Genomic DNA, 12,742 nt, shown 5'->3' on the forward strand with positions numbered 1-12,742 from the left:
GCACGCGTATATCCACAAATAGCACGCCCCCCATAAAACGCCAGACGGGCTTTAAAATATTTAAGGAAGGTCTCTTGCGGGGAGGATCATCATCGAGGCTCGCAAAAACCTACTTGATCTATTACTTTTGAGTTAGCCCTTTCCTCACTGCAGGATGGCGTAACTGAAAGTTGGTCTTAACAGGAAGGTATTAGTTGAAAAGTAGCCGAGCCACACCTTGATAAATGCAAACAAATCGTGTTTGCTTCAAGCTCCTGACGAACCTTTCAACTTGAGCCTGGGTCAGCTCGACAGCAAGGCAGATTATCGAGCAACATGAGACAGTAGGCCGCTCGGTGCTGGCCCTCGAGCGGCTCGTTCAGCGTTTTCCTAGTTGAACTTGAGCTTTGCCACTTTGCTCAGTGCCCACCCACTGAACACGTAGAACGCATCCAGATAGAAGCGGCCTTCGTAGTTCGGTAGCGGTTCACGATTCAACAACAGCTCGGGCATGTCGGGCGTCGGGGGAAACAGCGCATAAAAGCCGTTGGGCAACACCGCCAACGCGATGAGCAGCAGGTAGGTCACGGCCCGCAGCATGGTGGCGCGGTTATCGGATTGCTCCGCCCATTTCAGGCCGAACCAGGCGACCAGGCCGGCAACCGGCAACACCCAGAAATGCGTCGGCATTCCAATGAACATTTCCGCGACAACGCTTCTTGCTTCCAACCTGGTGCTCTCCGTTCAAATGAGCGGATTATTGCCGCTGGGGTCGGCAAATGCAAAAAGCCCGCTCTCGAGGGCGGGCTTTTTGTTCACGAGGGTCAGTTGATCATGCTTTGGAACACATCAGCGCGGCGTCCAGCAGCCTGCCATGGTCGTACCAGGCATCGCGTTGATAGGCCGCGAACTGGCGCTGGTTACCCGTGCCCCGCACCTCGACCATGCCACCCGCCTTGTCGGGGTCGGTACTATCGACGAACAGTCTGACCGAGTTATCGCCATCGACCTGGTAGGTTTTCACATTCCCTTGAAGTTCGCTTTTGACGCATCCCAGGTACGCCGGCGTACTTCTTTCCGTGGCCCCGGCCGCATACCCATGGCCCTCACGCACATCGGGGTCATGTGCGCAGCCTGCCATGAACAGTGTGGCGAAAGTGGACATCAGTATTGCACCTGCTACCGATCTTGAGCTCTTCACGCGACACGCTCCTGCCGCCCCATCGAGTAACTTGGGAAAGTGTTGCCAAGCCGCATGCCTTTTTTTGGTTTTTGTTTGCCCATGTTACTGCTCAACGTCAGCCGGGCAATATGCTTGTTGGCTATATCGGTTTCAGGGCGGGCTTTCCCCGCGAAGTTAACCTTCGTTCATGGATAAGCGGGCAAGTTCCAGACAGGCCAGCCTGGGCGAGTTTGCGTTGTCCTGCAGTGTAATCGCACAGGCCTGGCCGCAAGCGGAAGGGATTGCTGCCTGCATCAATAGCGGCGGTAGTCCTGACCACCATGGTGTCCATCGTTGAAATGCCGGTGATGGCCGCCGCCGTGATGCCCACCGTGGTGCCAATATGGCCAGCAACCACCGAGCAGCAGCAACCCTGACAACACTACGACCCATGCAGTCTTGCGTTTCATGTGCGTACCTCCGGCCAGATGAAACCAGGCCTTGCTTACGTTGGACCGCACAAAGGAGGGATGTTCAGGCAGAGGTACGCCGCTGGTCATCTTGCGGGCGAGATTTCAGCTGGCGGTCGACTCAAGGGCGTGCAGCGCCGTGTGGCCATGAACCAGACAGGGGGCGGACAAAACTTGTCCCAAACCGGGTAGTCACTCTGCAGATGACCCCGATTTCGGGTACAACCAGGCCCACAAACGGGGGTCAGGCGATTGCCTTGAGAAACACAAATGTCGCCGCCAGATCCAGGACCAGTACAGCAACCACAACGAAGATCATGTAGTAGCGGTCATTCTGAGTCATTTCTGCGTACTCCGCATGATCGATGCCCCAGAGGGTCACAGCAATTTGCATTCCACTTCCCTGCTGCTCTCAGGCCGACCGGGCCTGATGGATGGGCAGTTCGACCCTGAATGTCGTACCGACTCCCTCCTCGCTGTCTACGCGGATCTCGCCACCATGACGCTTGATGATTCCGTACGAAAGTGACAATCCCAGCCCGGTGCCCTGGCCGATGGGCTTCGTCGTGTAGAACGGATCGAAGATCTTTTGCAGGCTTTCGGCAGGAATGCCACAACCATTGTCTGCGACTTCAATCCACACCCACTTGTCACTGGCACCGGTTCGCAGGGTAATTCTGCCACGCTCGGCACCCATCGCCTGGGTGGCATTGACCAGCAGATTCATGATTACCTGATTGATCTGCGAAGGCAGGCACTCGACCGGCGGCAATGGGCTGTAATCCTTGACAAGGTCCGCCTTGTGCCTGAGTTCGCTGGCAACAATGTTCAGCGTTGACTCTATGCCTTGAAGCAGGTCTGCCACTTGCCAGTCATGGCTGCTCTCTACTCGCGAAAAGTCCTTGAGGTCCTTGACGATCCGCGCAACGCGACTGATACCGTCCTTGGATTCGCGGATCAGCGCCGGAATATCCTCCAGCAAGTAATCCAGCTCGATTTCCGTGCGCAACTTCGCCAGCTCCGCGCCGAGCGCGTTCGGAACCCGAGTATTTTCCGCGTCGGCATATGCCTTCAGCATGTCCTGCAAACGGCCGAAATAATCATCCAGTGCGCCGAGGTTGGAAGAGACAAACCCAATCGGGTTGTTGACTTCATGGGCTACGCCGGCTGCCAGCTGACCGAGCGAGGCGAGCTTTTCGGACTGGACCAACTGGTTCTCGAGCAACCGGCGTTCATCCACCTCGCGCTGCAGTGCTGCGCTGGCTTGGGTAAGTGCCTGGGTACGCCGTTCGACCCGCTGTTCCAATTCGTCGTTGGCACTCACCAGCGCTCGGTTTACACGGTTTATTTCGGCGTAGCTACGCATCAACCACATCCCCATGTACAGCAATAGCAATACCAGCAGGGTGGAAAACACCAACAGATAGAAATGGTATCGCTGAGCCGTCAGCGCTGCTGCTTGCTCGTCGCGGTCCAGCATCAGCGCAATGGCGTCCAGACTCTCGGCAATCGGAACCGCCTCGATCGCTTCTAGCAGTTGGTCGACCTTGGGTTGCTCACGAAGAATCAACTCTATGTGTTTGCTGATGGTATCGATGGGCACCTGAAAATCGACGGGCAAGCGCTCCTTGTTGACCGAAAGATTGTTCAGTCCGACAAGGATGTCGGCAGCTTTTTCATCGGTAGTGGTTTGGGCAAACTCAAGGCTGCTCAGCATCAAGTCATAGGTATCGCTGGTGATTCTGCGCAGGCGCAGTGTATCGGCATCGACCAATTGACGAAGGTGCACCTGTATTACATCGGCTGCAGCCGGGAGAAAAGCCAGGGAATTTCGCAGGATCGCATTGTGCGTCTTGAAGCGCGAGACCAGCAGGACCTTGTCGTCAAAGGACTGTTGGTAATCGCGAAAAGCCTTTTGCCAAGCGAGCATTTCCGCTTTTTGATGACGCCCTTCCAGCGTGTGGAATTCCCGCCATAGGCGCTTCATTTCAATCAACGGCAGCACCAGCGGGTCGTAGTTGTAATTGGTGGTGGTGCGCGCCTTGAGCACCGCACCCTCCCACTGCGCATCGTACTGCTTGATCTGGCGAATCAGATCGCGCGCCTGGGCGTAGTTGCCACTCTCATCGGACCTGGACATCCAGTACAGGTAGACCAGCACGGAAGCCAGCGACATGGCGCACGCAGCCAACAGCAGCAGACTGCGCCGAGCGTTCAACCTCATAGCGGTTTACCCTCCCATTGGCCGGTGAGGGTCTGGAGAAACTTGATGATCAGCGCTTTATCATCGTCGCTCGGCGTACGTCCCAACTGATAATGAAACATGGCATCGACGGCTGCTTCCAAGGTGGGCGCCGAACCGTCATGAAAATAAGGGGCGGTCACCTCCACGTTTCGCAGGCTTGGAACTTTGAACAGGTGGAGGTCATCCGGGTCACCTGTCACGTTGTAGCGTCCCCGGTCTGCCCGGGTAACATTGCCACGGTTGGTGAAATAATCATCGAAAACACCGAACTTCTGCAGCATGTTGCCGCCGATATTCACGCCCTGGTGGCAGGCTATACAACCGTACTCCTGGAAGCGCTGATAGCCATGTTTCTCTTCCAGGCTGAGGCTGCTGGTATCTCCTTTCAGATAGCGATCGAAGCGTGAATCGGGTGTCAGCAGGGTGCGCTGGTACGTAACCAGGGCATCTTTGACATCGATGGCGGTCACTGGTTTGCCATAGGCTTCGGCGAACCCCGTCTGGTAGGCCGGATCGTCAGCAATTCGTTGAACCACGGTAGCCCAGCCATCTTCTTTGCCGTCCGTATTACCGGTTGCCAGGTGCACCAGGCCGTCAAACGATTGCGCGCGCCCATCCCAGAACTGCAGGAAGTTCAGGCTGGCGTTGAAGACGCTGGGTGTGTGAACTGGCAAGGGTTTGCCATCTGCATCAGGCGAGCGCGCCTGCCCGTCCGCGCCACCGCGATCCAGGCGATGGCAATCAGCACAGGACTGGCTGTTATCGAGGGACAAACGCGAGTCATTGAACAGTTTGCGCCCCAGCTCCACCCGGGCAGGGTCAAGCTCAGGCACCGCCGGCAATGGCGTGAGCGGCCCACCAATGCTCTGGGCCAGCCCCCATGCCGGCAAAACGACAAGCATCGAGGCAACGATGCGAACCTGCAGACAAGTCGGCACAGCACAACCCTCCCTGGCGAGATGCACCTGCCTCCGAGCATAGTGAGGCCAACAGACAAAAGCTAACGGCGGGGGCAAATATCATCTAGGCTGTGGCCAGGGAGTAGTCTGGCCGAGACCGGCAGGGAGGGACCCATGGAGCTACCCGTTACCGATGGCGCAGCAGCCAAGCCGGTGATACTTCTGGTTGACGACGAGCCCTCGATTCTCAGCAGCCTTCGTCGTCTACTTCGCAACCAACCCTACGAACTCCTCCTTGCCGAAAGCGGTGCCGACGCCCTGCAACTGCTCCAACAACGCCCGATCAATCTGGTGATGAGTGATGCGCGCATGCCAAACATGGACGGGGCAACACTGTTGGCCCACGTACATGAGCGTTTTCCCGACACGTTGCGCATTCTGCTTACGGGTTACGCTGACACGGACACCATCGCGAAAGCCATCAATGATGGGCACATCTATCGTTACATCAGCAAACCCTGGAATGATGAAGAGCTGTTGGTCACATTGCGCCAGGCATTGGCCCACCAACATTCGGAAAGCGAACGAAAGCGCCTGGAACAGCTGACTCAGGTTCAGATCAAGCAACTCAAGGCGCTTAACGAAAGCCTTGAACAGCGTGTAGCGGCGCGCACCGCCGAGTTGCAGCAAACTGCCGACATGCTTGACCTTGCCTATGAAGAACTCAAGCGCAGTTACGTGACCAGCACCGAATTCTTTTCGCAGTTAGGCAACCTGCGTCTGCCCAAGGCCAAGCAGACCAACCGGCAAGTCATAGAACTGATACGGGTGTATTGCACCAGCCATGGGCTGGACGAAGGTAGCTGTCGCAACCTGACCATGGCTGCAGCCCTCTACAACATCGGCAAGATGAGCTGGACCGACAGCATGCTCACCTGCCCTGCCGATCTCATTCCTCCACCAGAGCGCGAACTGTACCGGTCATACCCGAAACAGAGCGAAGCGCTGGTCATGACCCTGGAGCCAATAAAAGAGGCTGCACAACTCATACTTCACCACCAGGAACGCTGGGATGGCAGCGGTTTTCCGGGGCACCTGAAGGGCGCGGCAATTCCACTGGGCGCCCGCTGGTTGAAAATGGCCGTGGATTTCATCGAATTGCAGCGCGGGCTGGTCCTGGATCGCCAGCTCAATAGCGATGAGGCACTGCTCTACATACGCAAGTATGCTGGAAAGCTGTATGACCCAGACCTGGTGGAAGACTTCGTCAACGTCTGTGCCGAGTACATGCGCGACATTACCTTGACCGACCCGGCGATCAAGGTATTGAGCACGCACGAACTGGCAGACGGCATGATACTGGCGCGCAACCTAAATGCCGACAATGGCATGCTGCTATTGAATGCCGGCAAGGTACTGAACGGTGCGCTGGTGAAAAAACTGATTGCCTTCGAAGAAATGGAAGGTGGCAGATACAACGTGTTCATCAGGGTTCCCGAGCAGGCAGGCAGCCTGCAGCCATCGCCCGCAACGGCAGGCTGACCCCGTTGCGGGCAGGCGCTGAAATCCGTTCGCCCTGCATCGTGGCAAGCGGAGAGCCTGGCCGTCCCCGTATGACTGCCGGCACTACTACCAGCCAACGGCTATCCTTCAGGTTTCGGTAGGAGGGCGTATGTGCGGAAGGCTCAGCCAGTACCGTGGCATACATGACTTCGTTGAAACCCTGAGCCTGCCAGAGGCCTGGCGGAACAACGTCGGCGACCAGCCGCTTGGCCGGTACAACATCGCGCCGACCACGCTGGTGGCGGTACTGCGGATGGATGACGCAGGCCCTCGAGCTGACCTGGTGAGGTGGGGGTGGCGGCCGCATTGGGCAACCGATCGCGCTGCGCCGATCAACGCGCGGGTCGAGAAGGTGGCGCATGGCCCATTCTTCCGGGCGATCTGGCCGCACCGGGCCATCACCCCTGTCGACGGCTGGTACGAATGGGTTGATGAAGGTGGGCCGAAGAAACAACCGTACTACATCCGCCGCCAGGATGGGCGCCCTGCCCTTTGCGCCTCGATCGGCCAGTTCACCGGCACCGAGCACGACGGGTTCGTCATCATTACCGCCGACGCTCAGGGCGGAATGGTCGACGTTCACGACCGCCGGCCTGTCGTGTTGCCTCCAGAACTGGCGTACGAGTGGATCGCGGCAGCAATGCCCAGCGAGCGCGCAGAACAGCTGGTGCTCAACCTGGGTGAGCCGGCCGAAGCCTTCGAGTGGTACCGGGTGGGTATCGCCGTGGGGAATGTGCGTAATCAAGGTGCCGAGCTGATGAACCCGCTTCAGCGTATGATTTGAATGCGCAGCGATGCAGGATCGTAAGCGCGGCGCCTGCGATCATTGCGATGAGGATCTTATCCCTGCCATAAGCCATACAGAGCTGGCCAAGCACAGAATGAGGATGGAGATCGAAGCAGGCAGGTGAAACTGGTGATATCCAGCCAATCCGAAGCCGGCATGGATAAGGAACGTGATCAGGCCTAGGCCGGCACAAACTTTGGCGAAGAACACCGCGTTAACCGTACCCAGCAACACGCTTCGATAACCAACCAGCAACACGGGTATTGCCAAGATATTGAACAGGAGGAAGCCCTGTACCCCACCTGGTAGGAAAAACATCTCCCATTCCTGCCAATACGCGGCATCTATTTGATGAAGAATCAGTGCAAGCATCGTTACGAAATAGCTTCTTTCCATGTAAGCAATCCCTTCAGCTAGTGATCATCCCTGAGTAAAGCGCTGACGATGATATCTCGCGCCTCTATACGACGCTTAGAAGTATTTGCAGATCAGTGCTGCTCAACGAGCGCGCGCTGAATGCCATCCAGCAGGCCCAGAAGATGGCAACTCTCCAGCGCATGGCATCCCAAGCCAGCGCACCCGATCCGCCCATTTCTGTTCCAGCCGAGCAAAGGTGGGCTGTGGATCAACGAACCAAGTGTTACAATCCGCCACTTCAAATCGGCGCCCAAGGCGCTTTACATCCGTGAACGCCGTCAGTACGACACCCGCCACACCTACGCCACCCTATGCCTGATGTCTGGGATGAACCCACGTTCATCGCGAACCAGCTTGGTCACAGCGTCGAGATGTTGCTTTCTACCTACGCGAAATGGATCAGCTCCTCCTCGGACTGGAGGGAGCTGGAGAAGCTGCCGCCCCGAGTCGGATTGGCCCAAAATTGGTCCAAAACTGACGAGATGGCCTAAATACACCTCTGGAACCCCCGCAGGACAAGCACTTGATTTCTACCGCCAACATCACCATGCAGTTCGGCTCCAAGCCGCTGTTCGAAAACGTTTCCGTCAAATTCAACAACGGCAACCGCTACGGCCTGATCGGCGCCAACGGTTGCGGCAAGTCGACCTTCATGAAGATCCTCGGCGGTGACCTGGAGCCGTCCGGCGGCCAGGTCATGCTCGAGCCGAACACCCGCCTGGGCAAGCTACGCCAGGACCAGTTCGCCTACGAGGAATTCACCGTGATCGACACGGTGATCATGGGCCACGGCCAACTGTGGAAGGTCAAGGCCGAGCGCGATCGTATCTACTCGCTGCCGGAAATGACCGAGGAAGACGGCATGGCCGTCGCCGAGCTGGAAACCGAATTTGCCGAAATGGACGGCTACACCGCCGAATCCCGTGCCGGTGAACTGCTGCTGGGCCTGGGTATTCCGCTGGAACAGCACTTCGGCCCGATGAGCGAAGTGGCACCGGGCTGGAAACTGCGCGTCCTGCTGGCCCAGGCGCTGTTCTCGGACCCGGATGTGCTGCTGCTCGACGAGCCGACCAACCACCTGGACATCAACACCATCCGCTGGCTGGAAACCATCCTCACCGCGCGTAACAGCACCATGGTGATCATTTCCCACGACCGGCACTTCCTCAACAGTGTCTGCACCCACATGGCCGACCTGGACTACGGCGAGCTGCGCGTATTCCCGGGCAACTACGACGAGTACATGACCGCTGCCACCCAGGCCCGCGAGCAGCTGCTGTCGGACAACGCCAAGAAGAAAGCCCAGATCGCCGAACTGCAGACCTTCGTCAGCCGCTTCTCGGCCAACGCCTCCAAGGCCAAGCAGGCCACCTCTCGGGCCAAGCAGATCGACAAGATCCAGCTGGCCGAGGTCAAGCCGTCGAGCCGGGTGAGCCCGTTCATCCGCTTCGAACAGACCAAGAAGCTGCACCGCCAGGCCGTCACCGTCGAGAAAATGGCCAAGGCCTTCGACGACAAGGTGCTGTTCAAAGACCTGGGCTTCACCATCGAGGCTGGCGAGCGCGTGGCGATCATCGGCCCCAACGGTATCGGCAAGACCACCCTGCTGCGCACCCTGGTCGGTGAAATGACCCCGGACAAGGGTGAAGTGAAGTGGACCGACAGCGCCGAAGTGGGCTACTACGCCCAGGACCACGCCCACGACTTCGAAGACGACATGACCCTGTTCGACTGGATGGGCCAGTGGACCTCCGGCGAGCAGGTGATCCGCGGCACCCTCGGGCGCATGCTGTTCTCCAACGACGAGATTCTCAAGTCGGTGAAGGTGATTTCCGGTGGTGAGCAAGGCCGCATGCTGTTCGGCAAGCTGATCCTGCAGAAGCCGAACGTGCTGGTGATGGACGAGCCGACCAACCACCTGGACATGGAATCGATCGAGGCGCTGAACCTGGCGCTGGAAAACTACCCGGGCACCCTGCTGTTCGTCAGCCACGACCGTGAGTTCGTGTCGTCGCTGGCCACGCGCATCATCGAGCTGTCGGCTGATGGCGTGGTGGACTTCAGCGGTACCTACGACGATTACCTGCGTAGCCAGGGTGTAGTGGTCTGATTGATGCGGCGGCCTGGCCATCTTGTATGGCTGGGCCGGCCTCTTCGCGGGCATGCCCGCTCCCACAGGGACTGCGTAGCACTTGAGGCCAATGCAAATCCTGTGGGAGCGGGCGAGCCCGCGAATGACGATCAACTGCGTAGCCAGGTAGTGGTCTGATTGATGCGGCGGCCTGGCCATCTTGTATGGCTGGGCCGGCCTCTTCGCGGGTAAACCCGCTCCCACAGGGACTGCGTAGCATTTGAGGCCTATGCAAATCCTGTGGGAGCGGGTGAGCCCGCGAATGACGATTAACTGCGTAGCCAGGGTGTGCTGGTCTGATTGATGGAGTTGCCTGGTCATCTTGTATGGCTGGGCCGGCCTCTTCGCGGGTAAACCCGCTCCCACAGGGACTGCGTAGCATTTGAGGCCTATGCAAATCCTGTGGGAGCGGGCGAGCCCGCGAATGACGATTATCTGCGTAGCCAGGGTGTAGCGGTCTGATTGATGCGGCGGCCTGGCCATCTTGTATGGCTGGGCCGGCCTCTTCGCGGGCATGCCCGCTCCCACAGGGACTGCGTAGCACTTGAGCCCTATGCAAATCCTGTGGGAGCGGGTTCACCCGCGAAGAATCCACCGCCGATCCCACAGGCTGGCACTGCCCGACGAATAATTCGTTAGCCTGCTTTCATTTCTTTCGCGCAACGGCCATGATGGGCCACGCCCAACCGCCCGCCCGCGAACGAGCCCATGACCGCGCAACAACCCGCCCCCGCCAGCAACACGCTGCAAATTACCCTGCAGATCCTGTCGATCGTTTTCTACACCTTCATTGCCTTCCTCTGCATCGGCCTGCCGATCGCTGTCTTGCCCAGCCATGTGCACGACCAGCTGGGGTTTGGCGCGGTGGTCGCCGGGCTGACCATTGGCCTGCAATACCTGGCCACGCTACTCAGCCGCCCGTTTGCCGGGCGCGTTGCCGATACCCTGGGGGGCAAGCAGGCGATTCGCTTCGGCTTGCTGGGGATTGCCGGCTGCGGGGTGTTGACCCTGCTATCGGCCTGGACCCTGACGCTACCGCTGCTGAGCCTGGCGCTGCTGCTCGGCGGGCGCCTGCTGCTGGGCCTCGCCCAAGGGCTGATCGGCGTGGCCACGCTGAGCTGGGGCATCAGCCAGGTCGGGCCCGAGCACACCGCCAGGGTGATTTCCTGGAACGGTATCGCCTCCTATGGCGCCATCGCCATTGGTGCCCCCTTGGGTGTACTGGCCGTGGACGGGCTGGACTTCAGCGTGCTGGGGCCGGCATTGCTGGTGCTGGCGGTATCGGCCCTGCTGGTACTGCGCAAGCGGCCGGACGTGGTGGTGGTGCGTGGCGAGCGCCTGCCCTTCTGGTCGGCCTTCGGCCGGGTCGCACCCTGTGGCCTGGGCCTGACCCTGGCCTCTATCGGCTACGGCACGCTGACCACCTTCGTCACCCTGTATTACCTGGAGCGCGGCTGGGCGGGCGCGGCCTGGTGCCTGAGTGCCTTTGGCGTGTGCTTCATCATTTCCCGGCTGCTGTTCGTCAACGCGGTCAACCGTTTTGGTGGCTACAACGTGGCGGTCGCGTGTATGGCCACCGAAGTGCTCGGCCTGAGCCTGCTGTGGCTGGCACCGTCGCCGCCGTGGGCACTGATCGGCGCCGGGCTTACCGGTTTCGGGCTGTCGCTGGTGTACCCGGCGCTGGGGGTGGAAGCGATCAAGCAGGTGCCCAGCAGCAGCCGCGGCGCAGGGCTGGGTGCCTACGCGGTGTTCTTCGACATGGCCCTGGCCATCGCCGGACCTGTGATGGGCGCGGTGGCCGCGCACCTGGGCTATGCCTCGATCTTCTGTGTGGCCGCCCTGCTCGCCCTGGCCGGTGTGGGCCTAACGCTGTTGCTGGCGCGGCGCGCCGCTCGCGGCTGAACGCTCGGCAGGCTGCGGTGCGCCCAACGCCTGGCTGAAGAACACCGCGGCTTCACGTTGCAGGGAATGGTGGATCTGCCGACGGTCCACGCCTGCGGCATCCTTGCACAGCGCCGGCATCCGCACGGACTGCTCGGCATCGCAATGGGCCATGAACACGAAGTGCCCGGCGCCGGCCAGCAGGCGATAGTCCGGTGTGACCGGCAACTTGCGGGCCAGGGCTTCGGCGTTGCGGTCCACCGCCACCAGCTGGTCGCTGTCGCCACTGTAGATCAGCGCCGGCACCTGCACCCCGGCCAAGGCATGGCGCCCGAACAGCAGGCTAAGCGGCGCCATCAGCATCACCGCCCCCACCCGCTGGTCGGCCTCTGGCACCAGCTCGCTGCGGTCGGCAATCAGTACGCCGTGGGTCCTGCAGGCGTCGGCGTCGTCAGGGCGATCCAGGCAGTACTTGCGCAGGCGGTCCAGGTCGGGGCGCGCGCCCGAGAGGATCAAGGCGGTTTCACCACCGGCCGAGTAGCCGATCACCCCAACCTTGCCACCGTTCAGGTAGGGCCCCAGCAAGGCATCATCGCGGGCGGCCGTAATCGCGGCACTCACTTGCAGCGGCCGACCATACAGGTTGCTCAAGGTGCCCAGGCGGCTGTGGTCGCGGGCGTTGTCGCCGGGGTGCACCACCGCCACCACGATGAAGCCCTGGCGCGCCAGCGACGTCGCCAGGTAGTGCAAGGCCAGCGGGCTGCCGGTATTGCCGTGGGACAGCACCAGCAACGGGAACTGGCCCAACGCTACCGGCGCCTCTTCACTCACGTCGATCGGGTAGCCGTCTATCCGGCTGCTGCGGGTATTGCCGATGGCCGGGTAGAACGCCAGCGCCTGCATGGGCCGGGCGTCGACCGGGTCGGCCAGGGTCATGTGGTGCAGGCCGGCAACCCAGGGCGCGGCCTCGGCGTGGGCCAGCAGGCTGCCGAACAGGGCCAGCGCCAACACGCAGCGTGGGAGAGTCATCGGCCGGCGGTTCCTTGCAGGGCGAAGAGATAGCCCAGCATAGAACCGGCCTGGGCTGCACCGGATGAAACCTGGATGAAACCGAAGTCATGCACTTCACGCCCGCGCCCTATGCATTTGCGCTTTTCGTCGAACCCGTGGCATAGATGCAGGTCCACGTCTCTACGTGACCGTTTCGC

General features: G+C 60.1%; 12 protein-coding genes and 1 pseudogene. 5 read left to right on the forward strand and 8 right to left on the reverse strand.

Going from position 1 to position 12,742, the window contains the following annotated elements:
• Positions 1-369: 369 nt before the first annotated feature.
• The 6 genes from CAG00_RS05165 to CAG00_RS05180 form a co-directional block, all read right to left on the reverse strand.
• Entirely contained in the window at positions 370-681 is a 312-nt protein-coding gene (locus CAG00_RS05165; RefSeq protein WP_085663646.1) for a hypothetical protein, read from the reverse strand.
• A 130-nt stretch (positions 682-811) separates the two neighbouring features.
• Complete coding sequence (locus CAG00_RS05170) at positions 812-1,144, reverse strand: hypothetical protein (RefSeq protein WP_085591161.1); 333 nt, start codon at positions 1,142-1,144, stop codon at positions 812-814.
• A 311-nt stretch (positions 1,145-1,455) separates the two neighbouring features.
• The gene (locus tag CAG00_RS28780) at positions 1,456-1,611 is read right to left on the reverse strand and encodes a hypothetical protein (protein ID WP_158090330.1); all 156 of its coding nucleotides are present in this window, start codon (positions 1,609-1,611) and stop codon (positions 1,456-1,458) included.
• A gap of 244 nt (positions 1,612-1,855) precedes the next feature.
• On the reverse strand, positions 1,856-2,005 hold the full coding sequence (locus CAG00_RS28785; protein ID WP_158091101.1) for a hypothetical protein: 150 nt from the start codon (positions 2,003-2,005) through the stop codon (positions 1,856-1,858).
• Between the two features lie 18 nt (positions 2,006-2,023).
• Positions 2,024-3,835: a DAHL domain-containing protein gene (locus CAG00_RS05175; protein WP_085663647.1), complete on the reverse strand. Its 1,812-nt coding sequence runs from the start codon at positions 3,833-3,835 to the stop codon at positions 2,024-2,026.
• Positions 3,832-4,758, reverse strand: a complete 927-nt coding sequence (locus CAG00_RS05180) for a cytochrome-c peroxidase (protein ID WP_085663648.1) — start codon at positions 4,756-4,758, stop codon at positions 3,832-3,834. Before CAG00_RS05180 ends, CAG00_RS05175 begins: the two co-directional genes overlap by 4 nt.
• Before the next feature lie 171 nt (positions 4,759-4,929).
• Here CAG00_RS05180 and CAG00_RS05185 point away from each other — a divergent pair, with 171 nt between their 5' ends.
• Together CAG00_RS05185 and CAG00_RS05190 are read left to right on the forward strand one after the other, a co-directional pair.
• On the forward strand, positions 4,930-6,297 hold the full coding sequence (locus CAG00_RS05185; RefSeq protein WP_085663649.1) for an HD domain-containing phosphohydrolase: 1,368 nt from the start codon (positions 4,930-4,932) through the stop codon (positions 6,295-6,297).
• Positions 6,298-6,427: 130 nt separating this feature from the next.
• Positions 6,428-7,102, forward strand: coding sequence for an SOS response-associated peptidase (locus tag CAG00_RS05190; RefSeq protein ID WP_085663650.1), 675 nt, complete (start codon positions 6,428-6,430; stop codon positions 7,100-7,102).
• Between the two features lie 39 nt (positions 7,103-7,141).
• On the opposite strand, the gene CAG00_RS05195 is transcribed toward CAG00_RS05190, so the two are convergent.
• Positions 7,142-7,501, reverse strand: coding sequence for a DUF6713 family protein (locus tag CAG00_RS05195; RefSeq protein ID WP_025338973.1), 360 nt, complete (start codon positions 7,499-7,501; stop codon positions 7,142-7,144).
• Positions 7,502-7,644: 143 nt separating this feature from the next.
• Here CAG00_RS05195 and CAG00_RS29255 point away from each other — a divergent pair.
• The 3 genes and pseudogenes from CAG00_RS29255 to CAG00_RS05210 all read left to right on the forward strand — a co-directional run bounded on the left by CAG00_RS29255 (position 7,645) and on the right by CAG00_RS05210 (position 11,555).
• A pseudogene (locus tag CAG00_RS29255) lies at positions 7,645-8,013 on the forward strand (integrase).
• 32 nt (positions 8,014-8,045) lie between these two features.
• A complete protein-coding gene (locus CAG00_RS05205; protein ID WP_025338972.1) occupies positions 8,046-9,632 on the forward strand; it encodes an ABC-F family ATPase in 1,587 nt (528 codons plus the stop codon).
• Between the two features lie 729 nt (positions 9,633-10,361).
• Positions 10,362-11,555 (forward strand): MFS transporter, encoded by a 1,194-nt coding sequence (locus CAG00_RS05210; protein WP_085663651.1) that lies wholly within the window; start codon positions 10,362-10,364, stop codon positions 11,553-11,555.
• Here the strand turns inward: CAG00_RS05210 and CAG00_RS05215 are convergent.
• Entirely contained in the window at positions 11,517-12,563 is a 1,047-nt protein-coding gene (locus CAG00_RS05215; RefSeq protein WP_085663652.1) for a dienelactone hydrolase, read from the reverse strand. The genes CAG00_RS05210 and CAG00_RS05215 overlap by 39 nt on opposite strands.
• Positions 12,564-12,742: the final 179 nt, after the last annotated feature.

It is taken from the genome of Pseudomonas sp. B5(2017) (assembly GCF_002112825.1).
In the GTDB taxonomy this organism is placed as follows: domain Bacteria; phylum Pseudomonadota; class Gammaproteobacteria; order Pseudomonadales; family Pseudomonadaceae; genus Aquipseudomonas; species Aquipseudomonas putida_Z.